Origin of the sequence: Klebsiella sp. LTGPAF-6F (assembly GCF_001753185.1) — a bacterium.
GTDB lineage: Bacteria > Pseudomonadota > Gammaproteobacteria > Enterobacterales > Enterobacteriaceae > Klebsiella > Klebsiella michiganensis.
The window spans coordinates 5,964,173-5,988,978 of the sequence record NZ_CP017450.1 but is presented as its reverse complement, the minus strand read 5'-3'; the positions used below and the strand labels follow the sequence as shown (position 1 = coordinate 5,988,978).

The window sequence follows — 24,806 nt, the reverse complement described above, 5'->3', positions numbered from 1 at the left end:
TCTAGGGGATCAGATAGATTGAGAGAAGCCTTGTCTTGCTCTACCATGACCCGATACGTATGGCCTGAGGACGTTTTCGTGCACAAACCCGCATTTCTCATCACGATTGATACAGAGGGTGATAACCTTTGGCAAAAACATGACAGCATCACCACCGAGAATGCGCGCTATCTACCGCGTTTTCAGCAGCTTTGCGAAAAGTATGGTTTTAAACCGGTCTGGTTGACCAACTATGAAATGGCCATCGACCCGGTTTATATCGAATTTGCCAAAGATGCGATCGCCCGGGGAACCGCGGAAATCGGTATGCATCTCCACGCGTGGAACAGCCCGCCGACCGATCCGCTCACCGATGACGACTGGCGACATAAACCGTATTTGATCGAGTACAGCGATGCGGCGATGCGGGCAAAAGTCGACTATATGACCCGTCTGCTGGAGGATACCTTCCAGACCAAAATGGTCAGCCATCGCGCCGGGCGCTGGGCGTTTGACGAGCGCTACGCGCGTCTGCTGGTGGAGTATGGCTATCTGGTGGATTGCTCGGTTACCCCGAGGGTGAACTGGAAGACGGCGAAAGGCGCGCCGCAGGGCGACGGCGGTACCGATTACCGTGATTTCCCGCAGCACGCCTATTTTCTTGACGAGAATGATATCCGTCGTGAAGGGCAATCATCGCTGCTGGAAGTGCCGATGAGCATTCAGTACAAGCATTCCGCGTGGATGAATAGCCTGAAGCAGGGCTACGATCGCCTGCGCGGCAAAGTACGCTCGCCGTCGGTACACTGGCTGCGTCCGATGGGCGGCAACGTTGAGACGATGAAAAAAGTGGTCGAACAAACGTTGACTCAGGGTAATGACTACGTCGAATATATGCTCCACTCTTCAGAGTACATGCCCGGCGGCAGCCCAACGTTTAAAAACGAGCAGGATATCGAGCGCTTATATGCCGATCTGGACGCTTTTTTCAGCTGGCTGGCGCCGCAGGTGAAGGGAATGACGTTGGCGGAGTACTACCAACAGAAACTCACACAGCGATAAAAGATCACAACCAGGTACCGTATGCGTATCGTGAAGCAGTTTACGCGGAAGAAAAATGCCTTCTTCCGCGAAATTAAGTTTAATTTAATTAACTATCGTTACAGAAATAAAAGCGCACGCCAGCCCTTTAATTCCGCGAAGATTCAGCATGTTTTATTATTGCGCCTGGATGACAAAGTTGGGGATATGGTCGTAACGACCGGCTGCGCAAAGCTTTTAGCTGACCGGGGCTATAAGGTTTCGGTTCTTACCGGGCCGGTTTGTAAGCAGATGCTTGCCGGTGCGGATTTTCTTGAGCAGGTTTATTTATATCAGCCGCGGATGCCGTTAAACGCACTGCGTGCGGCAGGATTTGACGCGGTCGTTGATTTTGATGACGTGAAAACCTACGAGCGTTTTAAACTGCTGGCTGATTTACGCCCTGGCTGCGTTATCGGTTTTAATAAACAAGAATATAAGCTTTACGATCACTCTATCCCTTTTCTGGATAGCAGCAGCCATATTTCCGCGCGCTATAAAGCCGTCGCCAGGCTATTTGGCATAGAACACCCTCATTACCACTATCATCTGCCCGGCGATGCTTTTGAGCGGGAAAGAGTCAAAACACTGCTGGCTCAGCACAAGGGGAGTCAGCTCTGTATTGCCATAAACCCGTTTACCGCCTCAACGGATAAAGACTTTTGCCGTCATCAGGTTTCTGCTCTGATTGAACGCTTATATACGCTCCCTTATAAAATTAGCGTCGTGATGGTCGGGCATAGCGAGAAAATTCGTCAGCTTAATCTGGAAACGGCGCTGCATCTGCCAGATAGCAATATTAATTCAGCGGTTGAGATTGTTCGCCACTGCGATCTGGTGATTACGGCGGATACCGCCATCGTGCATATTGCTCGCGCGTTCGACAAGCCCATGGTGGCGGTTTACAACAAACGTAAACTCAAAGATACCGGTTTGCCGGGCTATACCATTTGGGCGCCTGGTTATGACAAGGCCAGACAAATTGTCTGCGAAGAGACTAACGTCGCCGACATGACCATTGACGCGGTCTGGCCGGCGATCAAAGCGCAGGCGGATGCCCTGATCGCCGCTCGCCAGCAGGCATAAAAAAGGGCCCGCTGCGGGCCCTTCTCTTAGCGTTTCGCCTTCAGGCTGCCGCTCAGCGCGATGCCCAGCGGCAGCCAAAACAGCGGCCAGCTTTCGCGAGGGTTGCTGATGATAAACATGCCCTGCGAGGCCATAAAAATCAGCGCATAGATAAAAATCGCCAGCCCGTAGCGGCCATCCTGCTGTTTACGCCATGCCTGCCATAACCCTCCGGCAATGACCGCCAGCAGCAGCGCCAGGCCGATTATGCCGCCTTTCAACAGTGCGCCAAGATAGACGCTGTGGGTGGTAGTGATATGCTCGCCGCTGTAGTTGGTAAAGTTCAGCTCGTAGTCAAAACCCCGACCCAGCCACGGCTGGCTGGCCACTTCCTGGAGCGTATGGTGCCAGATACTCAAGCGCAATCCGCTTTGGGTGCCCAGCTCTTCAAAGCGCGCCAGCAGCAGGTCTCCCGTTGGCGTAAAGAAGAAAAGCGCGCCCAGAACCAACGCTAACGCGGCGACAATCAGAAGGTTGCGGCGGGTAAAGACGTGCAGGTGCAGGGTGCAAACAAACGCCACCAGCAGCGCGATAATCGGGCCGCGGCTTTGGGTCAGAAACAGCATCACCAGCATGATGGCCATCGGCACATACAGCAGGTGGCTGCCTTTCTCCTTCAGCAGCATCGCGCAAATAAGGATACCGATACCGCAATAGCCCGCCAGGTCGATCACGTTGGTCGGGCCGGGATTCTCCGGCGAAACCAGGCGTTCCTTGAGGACCAGCGTGAAGTCGATCGCCATCGTCCAGACGGAGAGCACTGTGATCCCGGCCACGACGCTCAGCAGCGCCAGATGTCGGGTCCGGGGATGGCCAAGTAGCGTTGTCAGCAGCAGAAGATAGAAAATTAAATAGGTGCCGTGGGTCAGAGGGGAATCGATATGCTGCGGCGTCTGCCCCCAAATATTGCTCAGCGCATAGTACACGCAGAATACCACCAGCAGGCTATAAACCGGCCACCGCTGGCGGATGCTTTCCGCTATTGCCTGACGATTGTCTTTGTTAAGCAGTGAAAGCAAAAAGAGCAAAATAGATAAATGAAGGAGGTTATTTGTCCGGGTTGATACGCAGAAAATAGCGCTAAAAAACAGAAACAAAGTGAAGAAAACGGTGTAGCCCTGTCTGGCGTAATTACTTATTTTTAAAGTACTCATCAAAAGAAACCTTTTCGAAAATCGTTTCCGGAACCGCGCTTTCTAACGAGAAGTTGACGACCCGAATATGGTTTTGTTGCAGCACGTTGGCAGCGTGCGAAAAGGACGGCATGACCAGGTCATCCACCTTATTTGCCAGCCAGGAGGGGAGTTTATCCTGTTCCGTTTCGTAGAATCGCGGCTGGTTGAAATTACTCATATCCAGCCCGCTTATCAGAATGGTTTTAAATCCCAGCCACATCAGAATTTGCAGTGCCCAGTAGACCACGGTTCCGGCATCGAAAATGCCGTGACGAATGTCGGTGCTAAAGCAAATATCCTGCCTTTGCGGATGAAAGCGTAGCGCGGGGACGCCGCGCCAGGCCTGCTGTATCGCGTTTTTGGCGACTTTAGGCTGATAAATTTTATAACAGGCGTCTTCAATTAATGCCAAACGACAGCGAAGCTCTGCGCCGTGGCGGTCGAGGATTTTGGCGATACCGTGCATGGTGGTGAAGAGCACAATGTCAGCCTGGCTAATCACCGAACGGATCACGTCCGGTTTTTTATCGTAAAACTCCATATCCACGATGGTATAGAGCGAAAATTTAATTTTATCAGAGAGATGCCAGGCACCGTTCACCCCCATCACCGGAATACTTTTCGGCAGCAGCGTAAAATCGATGCGGCGCGTAGAGGGTCCGGTGGCGGTCAGCAGCACCTCGCCCTGAGCGCTATCCTTCAGTTCGCTGAGATTGACCAGCGGAACCGCTTTCCCTTTGTATTTCAGGGTGCGGATTTCGCCGCTCGCCGCGCGCGTGATATGGGTAAACGGCCAGAGATTTTCGTTATGGCGAAAGGCGCGTCGATGCGTGTAGCGATAGATCTGCTTAAATAATGAACCCATTAAGCCAGTTCCTGAGATTTCAACAGTTGCCGAACCCGGGACGCGGGAATATCGCCCGTGCTGCTGCCGCTTTCCGGGCGCACCACGTGCTGATTTTTACCGTAGCCGCCAATCAGCCCCGGATCGGTCGGGCCGTACAGCGTGAAGTTCGGTTTATCGAGCGCGGCGGTGAGATGGCTCAGCCCCGTGTCGACGGAAACGACCCCGCGCGCGCCGGCCAGCACCTGGGCTACCTGCTCCAGGCTCATGCGCGGCAGGACGTCGACAAAATCGTGCCCTTCCGCCAGGCGTCCGGCCCGCGCCTCTTCATGGGGGGCGCCCCACGGCAGTTTGATGCGTATGCCGCTGTCGGCAAGCAGGGCGATAAGCGCCCGCCAGTTCTCTTCCGGCCAGTGTTTATCATCGCGCGTCGTGGCGTGGAGGAACACCAGATACGGCGCAGCGGACGGGTCAGCCTGACGCAAAAAATGGCGGGCGATCGCGTAGTCGCCCTGGGTTTCCGGCTTCGCGTAGCCGAGGCTTTTCGCGAACAGCTCGCGGGTGCGCTCAACGGCGTGCTGCTGTTTAGCGATATGGTGACGACGGTTGTAAAACAGGCTCGCCAGCGGCTCGCGGGCGGTCTGCCAGTCCATACCGTGCTTCACGCCGCGGGCCAGTCGGGTGACCAGAGCGGCGCTCTTCACCAGCCCCTGGGCATCGATGATAGCGTCGTACTTTTCCGCGCGCACGGCCTCGCGGAACGCCTTGCGCTCGGCTTTGATCGGCGCGGAAAACCACGCCTTGCGCCAGCGGCGAATCGCCACCGGGATGACCCGGTCGACGCTCTCATGCCAGGAAGGGATCTGCGCGAAGCCTTCTTCAACCACCCAGTCGAAACGAATGCCGGGAAAGGCCAGCGCGGCGTCGCTCAGCGCGGGCAGCGTGTGCAGCACGTCGCCCATGGACGAGGTTTTTACGATCAGTACCCGCATCCGTCAGGCTTCCTCTTGTTCCGTTTTTTCCAGCAGCAGGTCGTTTAATTCTTCCAGTACGCGCTGCGGCGTAATGTCGATCAAACTCTGATGATAGCCTTCGGCGGCGTCGCCTTTACGCACTTTGTGGTAGCCGCTGATCAGGCGGATCACGCGCGCTTTGTGCGACAGCGGTGGAGTGAAGTCCGGGCTGCTGGGCCCGTAGAGCGCCACCAGCGGACGGTCCAGCGCCGCGGCGACGTGCATCAGGCCGGAATCGTTGCTGACCACCGCTTTACAGGCGGCGATCAGAATAACGGCCTGCTCAAGCTGGGTTTCGCCGGCCAGATTGCGGCACCATGCCTGCTGTTCGGTCGTGAGCGCGGCGAGGATTTCATTGCCCGCTTCGTGGTCTTTCGCGGAGCCAAACAGTACGATCTGAAAGCCTTCGTCGATCAGCTGTTTCGCCAGCTCGGCGTAGTGATAGTGCGGCCAGCGTTTTGCCGGGCCGAACTCTGCGCCGGGGCAGAAGCCGATAATCGGGCGCTCGGCTGAGAGATTAAACGCGCTGCAGGCCTGCGATTTTTCGCCTTCATGCACCTGCAGCTGCGGCCAGAGCAGCGGCTGCGGCAGATCTTTCGCGCAGCGCATCACGCCTTTGTCGTAGGCCAGACCGACGTAGCGTTCGACCATCAGCGGCCAGGCGTCTTTATCCAGCTTACGGGCGTCGTTCAGCAGGCCGTAGCGCATCTCGCCGAGCCAGCCTGTGCGATGCGGTATTCCCGCAAAGAACGGCACGAGGGCCGATTTAAACGAGTTGGGCAGCACGAAAGCGCGATCGTAGCGACGTTCGCGCAGGCTGTGCCCAAGCTTACGCCGTTCACCGATTTCCAGTGCGCCGTGGCCGAGCGGCATCGGGATCGCTTCGTTGACTTCCGGCATGCGCGATAGCAGCGGACGGCACCATGCGGGCGCCATCACGTCGATTATCGCCTGGGGATAGCGCGCCCTGAGCGTACGGTAAAGACTTTGCGACATCATCATGTCGCCCACCCATGACGGGCCAACCACCAATATTTTCATTCATTCCATCCTTCAAGCTGTCTCTGCGTTGGCTGCCTGCGTTCCCTCCGGTCACTGACTTTAGTCAGCTCCCGGAGAATCACTGAGTTGCCGCCTTGATACCGCTCGAATGATTTTATGAATTCGCATGATTGTCGCGATTGAGCCAGGCCATATATTCCGTTACGCCTTCGGCAACGGTCTTAAACGGTTTATCGTAGCCCGCTGCGCGCAGGTTAGTCAGATCCGCCTGGGTAAACGCCTGATAGCGGCCTTTGAGTTTATCCGGGAACGGAATGTACTCGATGCTGCCTTTCTGGTGATAAGCCAGCGTTGCGTCTGCAACGGCCTGGAAAGACTCCGCGCGCCCGGTGCCGAGGTTGAAGATGCCGGAAACGCCGTTTTCCCAGAACCACAGGTTCACCGCCGCGACGTCGCCGACGTAGACGAAGTCGCGCTTGAAGCCGTCGCTGCCTTCGAACAGTTTCGGACTTTCGCCATTATTCAACTGGGTGTTCAGATGGAAAGCGACGCTGGCCATGCTGCCTTTATGGCCTTCGCGCGGCCCGTAGACGTTGAAATAGCGGAAGCCGACAATCTGCGAGTTCGCTTCCGGCAGGATCTGACGGACGTATTCATCAAACAGAAACTTGGAGTAGCCGTAAACGTTGAGCGGCTGCTCGTATTCGCGGGATTCAATAAAGTCGCTGGTGCGGCCGCCGTAGGTCGCTGCGGAAGAGGCGTACAGGAACGGGATTTCACGCTCCAGACAGTAGTGCAGTACCTCTTTGGAATACTGATAGTTGTTATCCATCATGTACTTGCCGTCCCACTCCGTGGTGGAAGAGCAGGCGCCTTCATGGAAAATAGCGTCGATATCGCCGAACTCTTCGCCCGCCATAATCTGGATCAGAAAGTCTTCTTTATCCATGTAGTCGGCAATGTTCAAATCCACCAGATTGATGAATTTGGTCCCGTCTTTCAGATTATCTACGACCAGAATGTCGGTAATACCCTGGTCATTCAGCGCCTTAACGATATTGCTGCCGATAAAGCCTGCGCCGCCGGTAACGATGATCATAACTGTAACCTTTGAAGTTGGTAGTCCAGAGACAATCCGGACATGAATACTCCTATCATATCACTACATCGGAAAGGCTTCAGCCATTCGCCGATAAGGTAGAGAGGGACTCGTGATTTATGCTGCAAATAATTCATGCAGTAATGCATCATCTCGTATCAGCGTATATCTTTAGGTAATATACCCGTCATACTTCAAGTTACAGGTACGTTGGTTTTCCTCGCTCACCCCAGTCACTTACCAGAGTAAGCTCCTGGGGATTCGCTGCGTCACCGCCTTCCTGAAACTCGAATTATTTAGGGTAATATGTGCCAAATTTTGCCGAATCTGGAGAGTTGCAATGCGTGGGGATTTCTACAAACAGTTAACCAATGACCTGGATACCGCGCGCGCGGAAGGGTTGTTTAAAGAAGAACGGATTATCACTTCGGCGCAGCAGGCGGATATCACCGTCGGCGGCAGCCAGGTCATTAACTTCTGCGCCAATAACTATCTCGGCCTCGCGAACCACCCGGAACTGATTGCCGCCGCGAAAAGCGGGATGGACAGCCACGGCTTCGGCATGGCCTCCGTGCGCTTTATCTGCGGTACCCAGGACAGCCACAAAGCGCTTGAGAAGAAGCTGGCCGATTTTCTCGGTATGGAAGATGCGATTCTGTACTCCTCCTGCTTCGACGCCAACGGCGGCCTGTTTGAAACCCTGCTCGGCGCAGAGGACGCGATTATCTCCGATGCCCTGAACCACGCGTCGATCATCGACGGCGTGCGCCTGTGTAAAGCGAAGCGCTTCCGCTATGCCAACAACGATATGCAGGAGCTGGAAGCCCGTCTGAAAGAGGCGCGTGAAGCCGGCGCGCGCCATGTGCTGATCGCCACCGACGGCGTGTTCTCCATGGACGGGGTGATCGCCAACCTGAAGGGCGTCTGCGATCTGGCGGATAAATACGACGCGCTGGTGATGGTCGATGATTCGCACGCCGTGGGTTTTGTGGGTGAAAACGGCCGCGGCTCCCATGAGTACTGCGACGTGATGGGCCGCGTCGACATTATCACCGGTACGCTGGGTAAAGCGCTGGGCGGCGCGTCCGGCGGCTATACCGCCGCGCGCAAAGAAGTCGTCGAGTGGCTGCGCCAGCGCTCGCGTCCGTATCTGTTCTCCAACTCGCTGGCGCCGGCGATTGTCGCCGCCTCCATCAAAGTGCTGGAGATGGTGGAAGCGGGCAGCGAGCTGCGCGATCGTCTGTGGGCTAATGCGCGCCTGTTCCGTGAAAAAATGACCGCGGCAGGGTTTACCCTTGCGGGCGCCGATCACGCCATTATCCCGGTGATGCTCGGTGAAGCCACCGTGGCGCAGCAGTTCGCGCGCGAGCTGCAAAAAGAAGGTATTTACGTCACCGGATTCTTCTACCCGGTGGTACCAAAAGGCCAGGCGCGTATCCGTACCCAGATGTCTGCGGCGCATACCCCTGAACAAATTGAACGTGCGGTGGAAGCCTTTACCCGCATCGGTAAACAACTGGGCGTCGTTGCCTGAGGGTGTGAGATGAAAGCGTTATCCAAACTGAAGGCGGAAGAAGGCATCTGGATGACCGACGTACCGGAACCGGAAGTCGGCCACAACGATCTGCTGATTAAAATTCGCAAGACCGCGATTTGCGGTACCGACGTGCATATCTACAACTGGGACGAGTGGTCGCAAAAGACCATTCCGGTTCCGATGGTGGTGGGGCATGAATACGTCGGCGAAGTGGTGGGTATCGGTCAGGAAGTTCGCGGCTTTAAGCTGGGCGACCGCGTTTCCGGCGAAGGGCATATCACCTGCGGCCACTGCCGTAACTGCCGCGCCGGGCGTACGCATCTGTGCCGCAATACGACGGGCGTCGGCGTCAACCGTCCGGGCTGTTTTGCCGAATATCTGGTGATCCCGGCGTTTAACGCCTTTAAAATCCCCGACAATATCTCTGACGATCTGGCGTCGATTTTCGATCCGTTTGGCAACGCCGTGCATACCGCGCTTTCATTCGACCTCGTCGGTGAAGATGTGCTGGTTTCCGGCGCCGGCCCGATCGGCGTGATGGCCGCCGCGGTGGCGAAACACGTTGGCGCGCGCAACGTCGTGATTACCGACGTTAACGAATATCGCCTGGAGCTGGCGCGCAAAATGGGCGTCACCCGGGCGGTGAACGTGGCGAAAGAGAACCTTAACGATGTGATGGCCGAGCTGGGCATGACCGAGGGTTTCGACGTGGGTCTGGAGATGTCCGGCGCGCCGCCGGCGTTCCGCACCATGCTCGATACCATGAACCACGGCGGGCGTATTGCCATGCTGGGTATTCCGCCGTCGGATATGTCTATCGACTGGACCAAGGTGATTTTCAAGGGGCTGTTTATCAAAGGGATTTATGGTCGCGAAATGTTCGAAACCTGGTACAAGATGGCCGCGCTCATTCAGTCCGGGCTCGATCTGTCGCCGATCATCACCCACCGCTTTGGCATTGATGATTTCCAGCAGGGCTTTGACGCGATGCGCTCCGGCCAGTCTGGCAAAGTCATTCTCAGCTGGGATTAATTCCGCCCCGGTCAGGATGGTAAAAAAGCGCCCACGGGCGCTTTTTTGAGAGTTATCCTACAATTTTGTGATACTTAATCCACTCCGCACTTTTTCTAAATCGCTTTCTCGCCTATTCGTTTATACAGTCAGTTTAACCATGGTTTAACCCTATAAAGATTATGCTTAAACTTTCTGTATGCTTATTGACCTGTAATTCATCCCGCTTATTACGGGAGGTGTTACCACCGCTGCTCAGGGTGGCTGATGAATTTATCGTCGTCGATTCAGGCAGTACGGATGCTACGCTGCAGATTTGCCAACAGTTCGGTCTCTCCGTTCACCATCATCCTTATACCGCTCACGGTACGCAGATGAATTATGCGACCTCTCTGGCCCGCCACGACTGGGTGCTGTGTGTGGACAGCGATGAGATCCTTGACGACGAGGTGGTGGCGGCAATTCTGGCGCTCAAGGCCGGCGATGAGCCGGACCCCGCCTGCGCATGGCGTCTGCCGCGCTACTGGTTCGTGCTGGGTGAAGAGGTGCGCACCATTTATCCGGTATCATCGCCGGATTTCCCGGTTCGCTTGTTTAACCGCTCCGTCGCCAGGTTCAACGATCGGCCGGTAGACGATCAGTTGGTTGGCTTTACGCACTCTGCCCGGCTACCGGGATTCGTGCGCCACGATACCTTCTACTCCCTGCATGAAGTGTTTAGTAAGCTCAATAGCTACACCACGCGGCTGGTTAAACACCAGAAAATCAGGCCGTCTCTTGCGCGCGGAGCGATCAGCGCGATTGGCGCTTTCTTTAAGTGGTATCTGTTCAGCGGAGCGTGGCGAAAGGGCAAGGTTGGCGTGGTCACCGGGCTTTACGCGACCTGTTACAGCTTTCTTAAATACTTTAAAGCCTGGTATGCCCATCAGGACAAGCCGGAATCCGCGGCGGATAAGCACACGGATTCCCGGATGATTTAGTTTGTGGGCTTATCCCAGCCCTGCCACTTTAGCTGGTAATACTGCACCAGCGTGCTCTGAGTGATGCTTTCGCTAAGAATGGTAAAGAAGCGGCTGGCGTTGACCGGCTCCGGCGGGCGCTTAGATTTGCACTGTTTCACGCCGCGGAACGGATTGCGCGGCGGCTGAACGGACGGCGGCGCTGTGTTCGGCGTTGAGGTATCCACCTGCGGCTCGTTGAGCAGGCTGCTCGGGCGAACCAGAGTGATATCCGGCGGCAGGTTATACACCATCTGCTGCAGCACGCGCACCGTCGTCGGGTGCGGGTGGCCGATAGCAATGGCGGAGCCGTTGCGCCGCGCCAAAGCGATAGCGCGGTTGAACTGATAGCGGATATCCGCTTCGTTTTGGGTATCGTCGAGGAAAACCTTACGCTTAATCACCTTTACGCCGGTGCCCTGCGCCGCGCGCATGGCCTGGGTATTGCCGATGGTGACGCTATCGAGGAAGTAGAGATTGTAGCGCTCGAGCGCCTGCATCACCTTCTGCATACCGAAGAGATTCGACGTCATGGCGCTGCCCATATGGTTATTCAGCCCCACGGCGTACGGAACCTTACCGTAGGCTTCGCGGATAATGCGCTCTATCTCGCTGCTGTTCATATCCGGGCGGAGGGTGTCTTTTTCCAGCGGCTGTTTGCTGAGCGGCGCCATTGGCAGGTGGATGAGCACCTCGTGGCCGAGATTATGCGCTCTGGTCGCCATTTCTCGGGCGTGGGGCGCATTAGGAAGGACGGCAACGGAGATCGTCGCTGGCAGCGCCAGCACCTGGTTTTCCGTTTGTGGACGATAGCCAAAGTCGTCGATAACAATGGAGAGTTTGCCGGCAAAAACCGGCGACGCCATAACCAGCGTACCGGTTACCGCGAGTGCAATTCTGCGAAATTGAAGCAAAACTTATCTTCCCAACCACGGCTGTGGATTGACCGCCTGACCCTGGCGGCGAATTTCGAAATAGAGCGACGGACGGCCCTGACCGCCGCTGCTGCCTACGAGAGCGATCGGCTGGCCCGCCCGGACCTGAGTGCCGACGCTGACCAGCGCGCTTTGGTTATAGCCGTAAAGACTCATGTCGCCTTTGCCGTGTTCAACGACCACCACCAGGCCATAGCCCTGCAGCCAGTCGGCGAGAATAACCCGACCATCGGCAACGGCTTTGACCTCGGTGCCTTCAGACGCAGCGATAACCATCCCCTTCCAACGTAGTTCACCTTGCAGCTGTTCGCCATAGCGATGGAGAATTGAGCCGCGAACCGGCCAGAATGCCTGGCCGCGCGGTGAGCCAAGTCCGCCGGTGCGGGACATCAGCGAGCGTTCGCTTTCGGTAGGTTTGTAGGTGGTGCCTTTACGCGAGGCTTCCTGCTGGCGATCGCGCACATCCTGCGCTTCGCGGGCTTCGCGATCCGCCCGCGCTTTGGCCGCCGCCGCCGCCTGGGCGATACGGCCGCGCAGGCGTGATTCGTTAGCCCGCATCTCGCTGAGCTGCTGCTGGCCTTGCTGAATGGAGGATTCCAGGCTGGCGAGGGTCTTTTTACGTTCGTTGCGCGCCTGCTCCAGCTTGCTCTGCTGGGCGCGCTGTTCGTACACCAGGGTTTGCTGCTGGCTCTGTTTCTCTTCCAGCATCGATTTTTGCACCGCCACGTCTTCGCGGGTTTTCTTCAGCTGGGCGATGGTTTCCTGGCGCGCCTGGTTCAGATAGCCAAAGTAGGCCTGCAGGCGCTGATTACGCTGCCCCTCTTCGCCGCTGAGGATCATCTGGATGCCGGTATGCGGCCCCTGACGAAACGCGGCGTCGAGCTGCGCGGAAAGGTTACGCTCCTGCGAGGCGCGCTGACGCTCCAGCTTGGCCAGCGCGGCGTTCATTTCGTCGATCTGCTTATTCAGCTGGTTCAGCGTTTCCTGGGTTTCGCGCAGCTTGCGCGCGGCGGCGGAGATGGCCTCCTCCTGCGCTTTAAGCTGGGCGACCAGGGAAGCGCGCTGCTGCTGCTGCTGCTTAATCGCCCGCTGTTTAGCGGCGATATCGGCCTGAATGGATTTAAGCTGGTCGCGATCGTCGGCGTGAGCAGATGCGGCGCACAGCAATACGCCAGCGCTAAGCGCGCTGGCGTAAAAGACGGATCGAACTGCCGTTGCGATCCATGTAGTTGAATACGTCGCCTTTCCCCTCATGGGGAAGGATTATTCCACGATGAACAGCGGCTTGCCAGTCATCTCTTGCGGGATTTCCATTCCCATCAGCGTCAGCATGGTCGGCGCGATGTCGGAAAGTTTGCCGCCGTTGACCGCTTTGACGTTTTTATCGCCAACGTAAATCAGCGGAACCGGCAGGTTGGTGTGCGCGGTGTGCGCCTGGCCGGTGGCCGGATCGCGCATCTGCTCGGCGTTGCCGTGGTCTGCGGTGATCAGCAGCTGTCCGCCAACGGATTCAACGGCTTTGCTCACCTGGTCGATGCAGTCATCCAGCGCTTCGACCGCTTTAACGGCGGCTTCCATTACGCCGGTGTGGCCAACCATATCGCCATTCGGGTAGTTACAGATGATGGTGTCGAACTGACCACCCTTGATGGCGGCAACCAGTTTTTCGGTCAGCTCAGCGGAGCTCATTTCCGGCTGCAGATCGTAGGTGGCGACCTTCGGTGAATTGATCAGAATGCGCTCTTCGCCTTTGAACGGCTCTTCAACGCCGCCGTTGAAGAAGAAGGTCACGTGAGCGTATTTTTCAGTTTCGGAGATGCGCAGCTGGGTTTTGTCGTTCTTCGCCATCCATTCGCCGAAGGTGTTCACCAGAGATGCCGGCGGATAAGCGCAGGCGACTTTAATGTCCGCGGCGTACTCGGTCAGCATGACGAAATCGAGGTTCACCACTTTCTTACGGGCGAAGCCGTCGAAATCGGCGTTAACGAAGGCGCGGGTAATTTCGCGCGCGCGGTCGGCGCGGAAGTTCATGAAAATCAGCGCATCGCCGTCTTCCATCGCCGCATCGGCCTGGCCTTCAGCGCGAATAACGGTCGCTTTCACGAACTCATCGTTTTCATCGCGCGCATAAGCGGCCTGCAGGCCCGCAACGGCGGTATCGGCCTGGAACTCGCCTTTTGCCAGGGTCATCAGATCGTAAGCCTGCTCAACGCGGTCCCAACGGTTGTCGCGGTCCATGGCGTAGTAGCGGCCAACGATCGAGGCGACGCGGCCTTTGCCCAGCGCGGCAAATTTGTCTTCGAATTTCGCCAGCGTCTTTTCAGCGCTGCGCGGCGGAGTATCGCGGCCGTCGAGGAAGGCGTGCAGATAGATTTTATCCGCGCCGCGTTCGGCTGCCAGCTCAACCATCGCCATGATGTGGTCTTCGTGGCTGTGGACGCCGCCCGGAGACATCAGGCCCATGATATGCACGGCTTTGCCTGCGGCAACGGCTTTATCGACCGCGCCGGTCAGTACCGGGTTGGCGAAGAAGGTGCGTTCTTTGATTTCAACGTCCAGGCGGGTGAGATCCTGATACACGATACGGCCCGCGCCGAGGTTGACGTGGCCCACTTCGGAGTTGCCCATTTGACGATCCGGCAGACCGACTTCCAGGCCTGAAGCATCAATCAGGGTATGCGGACGTTTCGCCCACAGTGCGTCCATAACAGGGGTTTTGGCGCTGTAAATAGCGTTATCCTGCTGGTCTTCACGGTAGCCATAGCCATCCAGAATCACCAGTACCATAGGTTTTTTAGAAACCGACATTGCGACAACCTCATGCTCAAAGACAGAAAATTTGCGTAATTTTACTACAGCTGAATCGATCAAATCACCGTAAAAGATCAAAGAAAGAGGGCGGCCAGAGCGCATTGCCGCGGCGAGAGCGGTTTTTTTTCGTGACGGGCCGCAGAAAATACATTACATCGCGCTCACTGGCTGTATTTGCCGCAATGCACAGGTATACTCCTTCCCTGGTTTTTTTATCACTTAGTCGGGAGTTGTAACCCCCCATGCAAGAAATTATGCAATTCATCAGCCGTCACCCCGTCCTGAGCATCGCGTGGGTCGCGCTGCTGGTGGCGGTGCTGTTCTCCACCTTTAAAGGGCTGATGTCGAAAGTTAAAGTCATCACCCGCGGTGAAGCGACGCGCCTGATCAACAAAGAAGATGCCGTGGTTGTCGACCTGCGTCAGCGTGACGATTTCCGTAAAGGCCACATTGCGGGTTCTATTAACCTGCTGCCGAGCGATATCAAAGCAAATAACGTCGGCGAGTTGGAAAAGCACAAAGCACAACCCATTATAGTGGTAGACGGCTCAGGTATGCAGGCGCAAGAACCCGCCAGCGCGCTGAACAAAGCCGGTTTTGAAAAGGTCTTCGTACTGAAAGAAGGCATCGCTGGCTGGAGCGGCGAGAACCTTCCGCTGGTACGCGGTAAATAATTTACCCGCGTCTTTATGGCGTAGCGCGGTTTTCCCTGCGGCGGCTATTCGTCAGCGGGAAAACAACGCCTGCGGCGTAAAACTCTCGGGGGTAAAAACAGGAGTGAAGTCATGGCCAATATTGATATCTATACCAAAGCGACCTGCCCGTTCTGCGTACGTGCAAAAGCGCTGCTGAACAGCAAGGGCGTGACGTTCAACGAGTTGCCTATCGATGGCGATGCTGCGAAGCGTGAAGAGATGATTCAGCGCAGCGGTCGAACGACGGTTCCGCAGATTTTTATTGATGCGCAGCACATTGGCGGCTGTGACGACTTGTACGCGCTTGATTCACGTGGTGGACTCGATCCCCTCCTGCGCTAATTTTTGCGCTCATCCCCATTGGACGGGCGTACTTAAGGACAACACGAAAGGGTTTTACTATGTCAGAACAAAACAGCACCGAAATGACTTTCCAGATTCAGCGCATCTACACCAAAGATATTTCTTTTGAAGCGCCGAACGCGCCGCAAGTTTTCCAGAAAGATTGGCAGCCGGAAGTTAAACTTGATCTGGACACCGCTTCCAGCCAGCTGGCTGAAGGCGTGTATGAAGTGGTGCTGCGCGTGACCGTAACCGCCTCTCTGGGCGAAGAAACCGCATTCCTGTGCGAAGTACAGCAGGGCGGTATTTTCTCCATCGAAGGCATCGACGGCACCCAGATGGCGCACTGCCTCGGCGCATACTGCCCGAACATTCTGTTCCCGTACGCGCGTGAGTGCATCACCAGCCTGGTTTCCCGCGGCACCTTCCCGCAACTGAACCTTGCGCCAGTGAACTTCGATGCGCTGTTTATGAACTATCTGCAGCAGCAGGCTGGCGAAGGTGCTGAACAACATCAGGATGCCTGATGAACGCGCTTAACGCTGCAATGACTGTGATCGGTGCCGGCTCTTACGGCACCGCTCTTGCCATCACCCTGGCAAGAAATGGCCACCACGTTGTGCTGTGGGGCCATGACCCGAAACATATTGCGACGCTGCAGCACGACCGCTGCAACGCCGCATTTCTTCCTGACGTTCCTTTCCCCGACACGCTGCATCTGGAAAGCGATCTGGCGACCGCGCTGGCGGCCAGCCGCGATATCCTCGTCGTCGTGCCGAGCCACGTTTTCGGCCAGGTGCTGCGGCAGATTAAACCGCTGATGCGCCCCGACGCTCGCCTGGTATGGGCGACGAAAGGTCTGGAAGCGGAAACCGGGCGCCTGCTGCAGGACGTGGCCCGTGAAGCGCTGGGCGACGCGATCCCCCTGGCGGTGATTTCCGGCCCGACCTTCGCGAAAGAGCTGGCGGCAGGCCTGCCGACGGCGATCTCGCTGGCGTCGACGGATCCGCAGTTCGCTGACGATTTGCAAAGCCTGCTGCACTGCGGCAAGAGCTTCCGCGTCTATATCAACCCGGACTTTATCGGCGTACAGCTCGGCGGGGCGGTGAAAAACGTCATCGCTATCGGCGCCGGCATGTCTGACGGCATCGGCTTTGGCGCCAACGCGCGTACCGCGCTGATTACCCGCGGGCTGGTTGAGATGTCGCGCCTCGGGGAGGCCCTGGGCGCCGATCCGGAGACCTTTATGGGGATGGCGGGCTTAGGCGATCTGGTGCTCACCTGCACCGATAACCAGTCGCGTAACCGCCGCTTCGGCATGATGCTCGGTCAGGGCATGGATGTGCAAAGCGCGCAGGAGAAGATTGGCCAGGTGGTTGAAGGCTATCGCAATACCAAAGAGGTTCGCGTTCTGGCGCAGCGTTTAGGCGTCGAAATGCCAATAACCGAGGAAATTTATCAGGTATTGTATTGCGGAAAAATTGCGCGCGAGGCAGCATTGACCTTATTAGGTCGTGCACGCAAGGACGAGCGTAGCAACTAACTGCGATGGAACCTGGATCACCTGAATGACCCGGCCAGCAAAGAACTGGCCGGTCATTATTATATCGTCTGGAGTCAGCAATGCCGTGTGAAGAACTGGATATCGTCTGGAATAATATTAAAGCCGAAGCTCGGGCTTTAGCTGACTGTGAGCCAATGCTCGCCAGTTTTTACCACGCCACGCTACTCAAGCACGAAAATCTCGGCAGCGCCCTGAGCTATATGCTGGCGAATAAACTGGCTTCTCCGATCATGCCCGCCATCGCGATTCGTGAAGTGGTGGAAGAGGCCTACGCCGCCGACCCGGAAATGATCGCCTCCGCCGCCTGCGATATTCAGGCGGTGCGAACGCGCGACCCGGCGGTGGATAAATACTCCACCCCGCTGCTCTATCTGAAAGGATTCCACGCGCTGCAGGCCTATCGTATCGGCCACTGGCTGTGGAATCAGGGGCGTCGGGCGCTGGCGATCTTCCTGCAAAATCAGGTTTCCGTATCGTTCCAGGTGGATATCCACCCGGCGGCGAAGATTGGTCGCGGGATCATGCTGGACCACGCCACCGGCATCGTCGTCGGCGAAACGGCGGTGATTGAAGACGACGTATCGATTCTGCAATCCGTGACCCTGGGCGGTACCGGTAAAACCAGCGGCGATCGTCATCCGAAAATTCGCGAAGGGGTGATGATTGGCGCCGGGGCGAAAATCCTCGGCAATATCGAAGTCGGACGCGGGGCAAAAATCGGCGCGGGTTCGGTGGTGCTACAGCCGGTGCCGCCGCATACTACCGCCGCAGGCGTTCCCGCCCGCATTGTGGGCAAGCCGGAGAGCGATAAGCCCGCGATGGATATGGATCAGCACTTTAACGGCATACACCATACCTTCGAGTACGGCGACGGTATTTGATTGATTTCCCGGAGGCGATGCTGCGCATCTGTCCGGGCTACAAAACCGAGCGCTGTCTGGTAGCCCGGACAGGCGCTACGCGCCGCCTCCGGGAGAAAGCGAGCTCAGCTGCGCAGCACCGCGCCGGGATAGCCCAGCTGGCGCCAGGCTTCATAGACCACCACCGACACCGCATTTGACAGGTTCATGCTGCGGCTGTCCGGCATCATCGGAATACGGATTTTTTGTTCTGCCGGCAGAGCATCAAGAATGCTGCCCGGCAGTCCGCGGGTTTCCGGGCCAAACAGCAGAAAATCGCCGTCCTGATAGCTTACCGCGCTGTGCGCCGGCGTCCCTTTGGTCGTCAGGGCGAACAGGCGCTGCGGCTTTGCGCTTTCAATAAAGGCGGCGTAATCACCATGGCGCTGGACGGCAGCAAACTCGTGGTAATCCAGACCTGCGCGGCGAAGACGCTTATCGTCCCAGGCAAAACCCATGGGTTCGATAATATGCAGATTGAAGCCGGTGTTGGCGCACAGGCGGATGATATTCCCGGTATTTGGCGGGATTTCTGGTTCGAATAAGACGATGTTAAGCATGCTGCCCCCTTAATTGCGGGGGGCAGAATAGCAGATATTCGGCTAACCCTCACCCTGCTCCTCTCCCGGAAAGAGAGCGGGAGAAAACCGGCGCCGGCCTGTGAGCCGGATGGCCTGATGAGGACGTTAACCCGCCTGCCGGACGGTTCCCTCTCCCTGTGGGAGAGGGTCAGGGATAACCGCCGCGTTTCCCGCTTTGATCGCATCAAAGGTCCGCAGCGCATCGGCGTTCTGGACTAAAGATTCACGGCTGATTTCGCCGATGGTTTTCGCGCCGGTCAGCGTCATCGCCACCTTCATCTCTTTCTCGATCAGGTTCAGCAGATTGGCGACGCCCTGTTTGCCGTGGGTGGCCAGCGCATACAGATAAGCCCGGCCCAGCAGCACGCTATCGGCGCCGAGGGCAATCATCCGCACCACATCAAGGCCGTTGCGAATACCGCTGTCGGCAAGAATTGTAATATCGCCTTTAACCGCGTCGGCAATCGCGGGCAGAGCGCGAGCGGAAGAGAGCACGCCGTCGAGCTGGCGGCCGCCGTGGTTGGAAACCACGATCCCGTCAGCGCCGAAGCGCACCGCATCGCGGGCGTCTTCCGGATCGAGGATCCCCTTGATCACCATCGGACCGTCCCAAAAGTCGCGGATCCACTCAAGGTCTTTCCAGGAAATCGAAGGATCGAAGTTATTCGCCAGCCAGCCGATATAATCCTCCAGACCGGTCGGCTTGCCGAGGTAGGCGGAGATGTTGCCCAAATCGTGCGGACGGCCGTTTAACCCGACGTCCCATGCCCACTGCGGATGGGTCACCGCCTGCCAGTAGCGGCGCATTGCCGCGTTCGGGCCGCTCATCCCGGAGTGAGCATCGCGATAGCGCGCGCCGGGGGTCGGCATATCGACGGTAAAGACCAGCGTTGAACAGCCCGCCGCCTTCGCCCGCTCCAGCGCATTGCGCATAAAACCGCGGTCGCGCAGGACGTACAGCTGGAACCACATCGGGCGCTTAATGGTCGGGGCGACCTCTTCAATCGGGCAGACGGAAACGGTAGAGAGGGTAAACGGAATACCTTTTTCATCCGCCGCGCCGGCGGCCTGCACTTCACCGCGGCGAGCGTACATCCCGCACAGCCCCACCGGCGCCAGCGCCGTTGGCATCGCCAGCTTTTCGTTGAATAAGGTGGTTTCCAGGCTCAGGTCCGACATATTGCGCAGAATGCGCTGGCGGAGCGCGACGTCGGACAGGTCCTCAACGTTGCGGCGCAGGGTGTGCTCGGCGTAAGCGCCGCCGTCGATATAGTGGAACAGGAACGGTGGCAGGATACGCTGTGCGGCGGCGCGGTAGTCGCTGGCGGCGGAAATAATCATCACAAGTTCTCCCTGGAATTTTCGTTATGGTCACCGGGCAGGCGGGTAATTCGCGCCTGGCGGGCCTGGTCTTCATCAAAGCGTTTGATGGTGGCGTGAACAAAGCCCAAATGGGCCATCATCGCCTGTCTGGCACCTTCCGGGTCACCGGCGATAATCGCCTCCATGACCGCCTGGTGCTGTTCGGTCAGGCGAGCGAAGACCGGCGGGACGAGATACATCCGCTGGCGGCTCTCCTTGACTGAGGACTGTAAAAGGTCAAAAAAACCGCGCATGGTTTGCAGCAGCACCACGTTGTGCGACGCTTCGGCGATCGCCAGATGGAAGCGGACATCGGCCTGCGAGGCCAGGTCAGGGTCTTCGCTTTGGGTGGCTTCAAAGCAGAGGCGGATTTTCTCTTTTTCGGCATCGGTTGCCCGCATCGCCGCATGCCAGGCGGTACTGGCTTCGATGGCGTGACGGGCTTCGAGAATATCAAAGCTGTAATCGGGGTCGTCGGAGAGCAGCGTCTTCAGCGGTTGAACGATGTTTTGCTCCGACCACGCTTCGTGCTGCCAGCGCACGAAGGTGCCGCCGCCGCGACGGCTGAGCAGCACCCCTTCGTTGACCAGCATCGCCAGCGCTTCGCGCAGCGAATTGCGCGATACGCCCAGTTGCGCCGCCAGCTGACGTTCGGCGGGCAATCGCATGCCCGCCTCCAGCTTTTGTTCTTCAATCAGCGCCCGCACGCGACGGGCGACGTCGTCGGCAAGGCGTTTTGGCATCACTATCACGGGATCATCCAGGTTAAGACATACGCCTGCAGCGTGGTGATAACGCCGACCATACAGGTGAAAATCAGGCTGTGTTTGACGGTAAAGCGGAACAGATCGGACTCCTTACCTACCAGACCGACCGCCGCACAGGCGATGGCGATAGACTGCGGAGAGATCATTTTCCCGGTCACGCCGCCGGTGGTGTTCGCTGCGACCAGCAGGATATCGGAGACGCCAATCTGCTGGGCCGCCGTGGCCTGCAGCGCGGCAAACAGCGCGTTAGACGAGGTATCCGAACCGGTCAGAAATACCCCCAGCCAGCCGAGGAACGGCGAGAAGAAGGTAAATGCATGACCGGTGTGCGCCAGCGCAAGCGCCAGCGTTGAGGATAGACCGGAATAGTTGGAAATAAAGGCGAACGCCAGCACCATGCCGATGGAGTAAATCGGCAGCGCCAGCTCTTTCAGCGTGCTGCCAAAGGTCGAGATCGCGTCTTTTGGCTTCATGCGCAGCCAGACGATGGAAAGCAGCGCGGCGAACAGGATGGCGGTGCCGGTGGCGGAGAGCCAGTCAAACTTATAGACCGCGGCGTACGGCGTGGCTTCGCTAACCACCGGCGGCATGCGGGCCACCATTTTGTCGAGGAACGGCACGGAAATATTAATCACAAAATCGTACATCGCGCCGCCGGGGGCGAAGAGCGCTTTGAACGGCGGCACGCTCCACAGGGTCACCGTCGCGGTCAGAAACAGGAACGGCGACCAGGCGCGAATCACCTGTCCCGGCGTGTAATGCGTGCGGGCCAGGTTCATATCGACCTGCGATGCGCCCATATCGCCGAAGCGGAAGATGCGTACCGGCTGCCAGCGTTTGAGGAACAGCGTCAGACAGACCAGCGATACCAGCGAAGAGATAATGTCCGGCAGCTCCGGGCCGAGGAAGTTAGAGCTGAGGTACTGAGCGATAGCAAAGGAGCCGCCGGCGACCATGACCGCAGGCCAGGTCTCTTTAATGCCGCGCCAGCCGTCCATAATCGCCATGATCCAGAACAGGACGATGATGGTCAGGAACGGCAGCTGACGGCCAACCATCTGGCCGATTTCGAAGCTGTCGAGGCCCGTCACCTGTCCGGCGACCAGAATCGGAATGCCCATCGCGCCAAACGCGACCGGCGCGGTGTTAACGATCAGACACAGGCCCGCCGCATACAGCGGGTTAAAGCCGAGCCCCACCAGCAGCGCTGCGGTGATGGCGACCGGCGCGCCAAAACCGGCGGCCCCTTCGAGGAACGCGCCGAAGGAGAAACCGACAATCAGCATTTGCAGACGCTGGTCCGGGGTGATCGACAAAATCGATGAGCGGATAATGTCGAACTGCCCGGTTTTCACCGAGATTTTATAGACGAAGACCGCGGCGATAATAATCCACGCGATTGGCCACAGGCCGTAGAAGAAGCCGTAGATGACGGAGGCCAGCGCGTGGTCAACCGGCATTTTGTAGAACAGCAGGGCGACGGAGAGCGCAATGAGCACGGTCCAGGTCGCGGCAACGTACCCTTTCAGCTTGAGCTTTATCAGGGCAAAAAAGAAAAACAGAATCGGTAGCGATGCGATAAGACTCGATAGCCAGATGTTGCCGGCCGGATCGTAATTTTGTTGCCAGAGGTTCATGCAGGTCTCCATCGGGCCGTTATGATGCCGTGCTGAGTCTTGCGCTCTTAGCAGGTCACATCATTTGTAAAACTGGCCCAGCCAAATTGCGATTGTAGGATTAACGACAACGAATAGTTAATCAAATGTTATTGATGAGCAATATGTCTGTGACGAAAAATGATGGATATGTGAACCATTGGACGATTTAAGAAAACATTGGTAGGGCCAATTAGTGGGGAATGACGTTTGAAACAGAGCCTGTCCCGGAGGCGATGCTGCGCATCTGTCCGGGCTACCGGCCCGCAGACGGCGGTGAACCCGTAGCCCCGGTAAGGCGTTAGCCGCGACCGGGGAGCAGAGCGCAGAGTAGCTGAATTTCCCGGAGGCGATGCTGCGCATCTGTCCGGGCTTGTATTATTAAAAAATCCAGAGAGAACCGGCCAGTTCCCTCTGGTGGTGGTCCGGATGCCGTGTCCGGGCTCAGACTTTTAGTCTGTTTGGTAGATCCCGCACCAGACCACCGTTATCCACAAGTGATAAACCGAACAGTATCATGGACCGGTTCACCCGGTACCCCGTATTTGCAAGGATGGTTACACCATGGAAAACGAAATTCACTTTATTGGCATTGATGTTGCCAAAGCTAAACTCGATGTCAATATGTTGCGGCCTGATGGCCGTCACCGCAGCAAGAAATTTGCCAACACCCCCGGAGGTCATGACGAGCTCGTCAACTGGTTGCGGGGACATCAGGTCATCCATGCCCATATCTGCATGGAAGCGACCGGGACGTATATGGAAGATGTCGCCGCTCATCTCTCTGACGCAGGGTATCAGGTCTCTGTTATCAATCCGATGCTCAGCAAAGCGTTCGTCCAGAGTCAGGGAATACGCAGCAAAACTGATACGGTGGATGCCCGCCAGCTGGCGTATTTTTGCCGGGAGAAACGCCCGGCGATATGGGAAGCGCCACATCCGGTTGAACGTGCCCTGCGGGCGCTGGTTCTGCGGCATCAGGCGCTGACAGAGATGCATGTTCAGGAGCAGAACCGGCGTGAAAGCGCGCGTGATGTTCAGTTGCCGAGCATAGACATGCATCTGCTGTGGCTGGATACGGAACTGAAACGTCTTGAAAAGCAGATAAAAGACCTGACGGATGATGACCCGGATATGAAACACCGGCGCAAACTGCTGGACAGTATCCCGGGCATTGGCCCGAAAACTTCAGCGGTGCTGCTGGCTTATGTGGGGCTGAAAGAGAGGTTCAGGGAGGCGAGGCAGTTCGCGGCGTATGCGGGTCTGACGCCCCGGCAACATGAATCAGGCAGCAGTATCAGGCGGGTAAGCAGGATGAGTAAAATGGGCCATGTATCGCTGCGTCGGGCGTTGTATATGCCGGCGATGGTGACGCTGTATAAAACAGAATGGGGCAGGGAGTTCAGGGAACGGCTGGAGAAGAACGGAAAAAATGCAAAGCTGATAATCGGGGCGATGATGAGGAAGCTGGCGCAGGTCGCATACGGCGTCCTGAAATCAGGACGCCCGTTCGATGCCACACTGCATTCGAAAAATGCTTGCATGGCATAACAGTATCTACCGGTCCGCAGACGGCGGTGAACCCGTAGCCCCGGTAAGGCGTTAGCCGCGACCGGGGAGCAGAGCGCAGAGTAGCTGAATTTCCCGGAGGCGCTGCGCATCTATCCGGGCTACCGGTCTGCAGAGGGCAGTGAACCCGTAGCCCGGCTAAGCGTAGCGCGAGCCGGGAGATTCACGGGATGAAGATATCAGAACGCGGTTTTTGAGAAGCCGGTCATCTCTTTGAGGCCCATTTCGCGGCCCAGCGCGGTCATCGGGTGGACAACAACCAGACCGCGTACGCTTTTCTTGAGCTTACCCATATCGGCCTGCTCTTTTTTGGTGATGGCGCGGCGATGCGGCATGCTCATCAGCTTTTGCGCTTCTTTGCTCAGCTTCTGGCCCTGAACCTCACGCAGGCGAACGAGTTCCGTCTCAATGGTGGCTTTCTCTTTTTCCAGCTCGGCGTATTTTTCTGCGGCGTCGACCAGGGACAGGTCGGCCTGCTGGTGATGGATAGCGTCAAGACGATCGCTCAGACGTTTAATTTCGTTTTTTTCGACTTCTTTCATGGTGGCTTAATCTATTAAGAAAGGGGCGTTATCAGACTATAGTATGTGCTGTCGCTTGGGTTGTGGGTAGTTATTTATCAAAACGTCGCCGTTTTTTGCTCATAACAACCGCAGCGGCATATTATAACTTATTGAATATAAAAAGCATTTTAACCCAGAGTCGGCGAATATTCATTTCTGTGAAGCCTGACGGCCATTCAGCACGTTTTCCTCATCTGAAA

General features: G+C 57.1%; 24 protein-coding genes. 11 read left to right on the top strand and 13 right to left on the bottom strand.

All coding sequences use genetic code 11. From position 1 onward, the window contains the following. The first annotated feature begins 78 nt into the window (after positions 1-78). Together BJF97_RS28055 and BJF97_RS28050 are read left to right on the top strand one after the other, a co-directional pair. Complete coding sequence (locus tag BJF97_RS28055) at positions 79-1,041, top strand: polysaccharide deacetylase family protein (RefSeq protein ID WP_014227244.1); 963 nt, start codon at positions 79-81, stop codon at positions 1,039-1,041. A 21-nt stretch (positions 1,042-1,062) separates the two neighbouring features. After that, positions 1,063-2,145, top strand: coding sequence for a glycosyltransferase family 9 protein (locus BJF97_RS28050; RefSeq protein ID WP_014227243.1), 1,083 nt, complete (start codon positions 1,063-1,065; stop codon positions 2,143-2,145). 26 nt (positions 2,146-2,171) lie between these two features. On the opposite strand, the gene BJF97_RS28045 is transcribed toward BJF97_RS28050, so the two are convergent. From BJF97_RS28045 to rfaD, 5 genes are all read right to left on the bottom strand, one after another. Then, positions 2,172-3,338, bottom strand: a complete 1,167-nt coding sequence (locus tag BJF97_RS28045) for an O-antigen ligase family protein (RefSeq protein WP_014839788.1) — start codon at positions 3,336-3,338, stop codon at positions 2,172-2,174. Further along, positions 3,316-4,224 carry a sugar glycosyltransferase gene (locus BJF97_RS28040; RefSeq protein ID WP_014839787.1) on the bottom strand — a complete coding sequence of 303 codons (909 nt, stop codon included), beginning with the start codon at positions 4,222-4,224 and terminating at the stop codon, positions 3,316-3,318. Before BJF97_RS28040 ends, BJF97_RS28045 begins: the two co-directional genes overlap by 23 nt. Continuing rightward, positions 4,224-5,195 (bottom strand): lipopolysaccharide heptosyltransferase RfaC, encoded by a 972-nt coding sequence (gene rfaC / locus BJF97_RS28035; protein ID WP_009652757.1) that lies wholly within the window; start codon positions 5,193-5,195, stop codon positions 4,224-4,226. The genes BJF97_RS28040 and rfaC overlap by 1 nt, the downstream gene beginning before the upstream one ends. Before the next feature lie 3 nt (positions 5,196-5,198). Then, positions 5,199-6,257 (bottom strand): ADP-heptose--LPS heptosyltransferase RfaF, encoded by a 1,059-nt coding sequence (gene rfaF, locus BJF97_RS28030; RefSeq protein WP_014227240.1) that lies wholly within the window; start codon positions 6,255-6,257, stop codon positions 5,199-5,201. 115 nt (positions 6,258-6,372) lie between these two features. Then, on the bottom strand, positions 6,373-7,317 hold the full coding sequence (rfaD, locus tag BJF97_RS28025; protein ID WP_014227239.1) for an ADP-glyceromanno-heptose 6-epimerase: 945 nt from the start codon (positions 7,315-7,317) through the stop codon (positions 6,373-6,375). A 340-nt stretch (positions 7,318-7,657) separates the two neighbouring features. On the opposite strand from rfaD, the gene kbl reads away from it, so the two are divergent. The 3 genes from kbl (at position 7,658) to BJF97_RS28010 (ending at position 10,845) form a co-directional block, all read left to right on the top strand. Continuing rightward, positions 7,658-8,851 (top strand): glycine C-acetyltransferase, encoded by a 1,194-nt coding sequence (kbl, locus tag BJF97_RS28020; RefSeq protein WP_032695104.1) that lies wholly within the window; start codon positions 7,658-7,660, stop codon positions 8,849-8,851. A 9-nt stretch (positions 8,852-8,860) separates the two neighbouring features. Next, entirely contained in the window at positions 8,861-9,886 is a 1,026-nt protein-coding gene (gene tdh, locus BJF97_RS28015; RefSeq protein WP_004855475.1) for an L-threonine 3-dehydrogenase, read from the top strand. Between the two features lie 161 nt (positions 9,887-10,047). Further along, positions 10,048-10,845: a glycosyltransferase family 2 protein gene (locus tag BJF97_RS28010; RefSeq protein WP_032695103.1), complete on the top strand. Its 798-nt coding sequence runs from the start codon at positions 10,048-10,050 to the stop codon at positions 10,843-10,845. Here the strand turns inward: BJF97_RS28010 and BJF97_RS28005 are convergent. The 3 genes from BJF97_RS28005 to gpmM are packed head-to-tail and all read right to left on the bottom strand — an operon-like array spanning position 10,842 to position 14,606. Continuing rightward, positions 10,842-11,777: a divergent polysaccharide deacetylase family protein gene (locus BJF97_RS28005; protein ID WP_032695102.1), complete on the bottom strand. Its 936-nt coding sequence runs from the start codon at positions 11,775-11,777 to the stop codon at positions 10,842-10,844. The two genes, BJF97_RS28010 and BJF97_RS28005, sit on opposite strands and share 4 nt — an antisense overlap. Before the next feature lie 3 nt (positions 11,778-11,780). Continuing rightward, positions 11,781-13,052 (bottom strand): murein hydrolase activator EnvC, encoded by a 1,272-nt coding sequence (envC, locus tag BJF97_RS28000; protein ID WP_025107808.1) that lies wholly within the window; start codon positions 13,050-13,052, stop codon positions 11,781-11,783. Between the two features lie 9 nt (positions 13,053-13,061). After that, complete coding sequence (gene gpmM / locus BJF97_RS27995) at positions 13,062-14,606, bottom strand: 2,3-bisphosphoglycerate-independent phosphoglycerate mutase (protein WP_014227235.1); 1,545 nt, start codon at positions 14,604-14,606, stop codon at positions 13,062-13,064. Between the two features lie 245 nt (positions 14,607-14,851). On the opposite strand from gpmM, the gene BJF97_RS27990 reads away from it, so the two are divergent. The 5 genes from BJF97_RS27990 to cysE all read left to right on the top strand — a co-directional run bounded on the left by BJF97_RS27990 (position 14,852) and on the right by cysE (position 18,091). Further along, a complete protein-coding gene (locus BJF97_RS27990; RefSeq protein WP_032695101.1) occupies positions 14,852-15,283 on the top strand; it encodes a rhodanese-like domain-containing protein in 432 nt (143 codons plus the stop codon). A 111-nt stretch (positions 15,284-15,394) separates the two neighbouring features. Further along, entirely contained in the window at positions 15,395-15,646 is a 252-nt protein-coding gene (grxC, locus tag BJF97_RS27985; protein WP_004106850.1) for a glutaredoxin 3, read from the top strand. A 59-nt stretch (positions 15,647-15,705) separates the two neighbouring features. Continuing rightward, positions 15,706-16,173 (top strand): protein-export chaperone SecB, encoded by a 468-nt coding sequence (gene secB, locus BJF97_RS27980; RefSeq protein ID WP_004106849.1) that lies wholly within the window; start codon positions 15,706-15,708, stop codon positions 16,171-16,173. After that, positions 16,173-17,189 carry an NAD(P)H-dependent glycerol-3-phosphate dehydrogenase gene (gene gpsA, locus BJF97_RS27975; RefSeq protein ID WP_004855462.1) on the top strand — a complete coding sequence of 339 codons (1,017 nt, stop codon included), beginning with the start codon at positions 16,173-16,175 and terminating at the stop codon, positions 17,187-17,189. The genes secB and gpsA overlap by 1 nt, the downstream gene beginning before the upstream one ends. 80 nt (positions 17,190-17,269) lie before the next feature. Beyond that, complete coding sequence (cysE, locus tag BJF97_RS27970; RefSeq protein WP_004106845.1) at positions 17,270-18,091, top strand: serine O-acetyltransferase; 822 nt, start codon at positions 17,270-17,272, stop codon at positions 18,089-18,091. A gap of 104 nt (positions 18,092-18,195) precedes the next feature. Here the strand turns inward: cysE and trmL are convergent, their stop codons facing one another. The 4 genes from trmL to lldP all read right to left on the bottom strand — a co-directional run bounded on the left by trmL (position 18,196) and on the right by lldP (position 22,456). Beyond that, positions 18,196-18,669, bottom strand: a complete 474-nt coding sequence (gene trmL, locus BJF97_RS27965) for a tRNA (uridine(34)/cytosine(34)/5-carboxymethylaminomethyluridine(34)-2'-O)-methyltransferase TrmL (RefSeq protein WP_014227233.1) — start codon at positions 18,667-18,669, stop codon at positions 18,196-18,198. A 126-nt stretch (positions 18,670-18,795) separates the two neighbouring features. Beyond that, positions 18,796-20,031, bottom strand: coding sequence for an FMN-dependent L-lactate dehydrogenase LldD (lldD, locus tag BJF97_RS27960; RefSeq protein ID WP_025106767.1), 1,236 nt, complete (start codon positions 20,029-20,031; stop codon positions 18,796-18,798). Then, positions 20,031-20,804, bottom strand: coding sequence for a transcriptional regulator LldR (lldR, locus tag BJF97_RS27955; RefSeq protein WP_014227231.1), 774 nt, complete (start codon positions 20,802-20,804; stop codon positions 20,031-20,033). Before lldR ends, lldD begins: the two co-directional genes overlap by 1 nt. Beyond that, positions 20,801-22,456: an L-lactate permease gene (gene lldP / locus BJF97_RS27950; protein WP_014227230.1), complete on the bottom strand. Its 1,656-nt coding sequence runs from the start codon at positions 22,454-22,456 to the stop codon at positions 20,801-20,803. The genes lldR and lldP overlap by 4 nt, the downstream gene beginning before the upstream one ends. A 582-nt stretch (positions 22,457-23,038) precedes the next feature. On the opposite strand from lldP, the gene BJF97_RS27945 reads away from it, so the two are divergent. Then, a complete protein-coding gene (locus BJF97_RS27945) occupies positions 23,039-24,025 on the top strand; it encodes an IS110 family transposase (protein ID WP_032694515.1) in 987 nt (328 codons plus the stop codon). A 197-nt stretch (positions 24,026-24,222) separates the two neighbouring features. Here the strand turns inward: BJF97_RS27945 and BJF97_RS27940 are convergent, their stop codons facing one another. Further along, positions 24,223-24,585, bottom strand: a complete 363-nt coding sequence (locus BJF97_RS27940; RefSeq protein ID WP_014227229.1) for a YibL family ribosome-associated protein — start codon at positions 24,583-24,585, stop codon at positions 24,223-24,225. Positions 24,586-24,806: the final 221 nt, after the last annotated feature.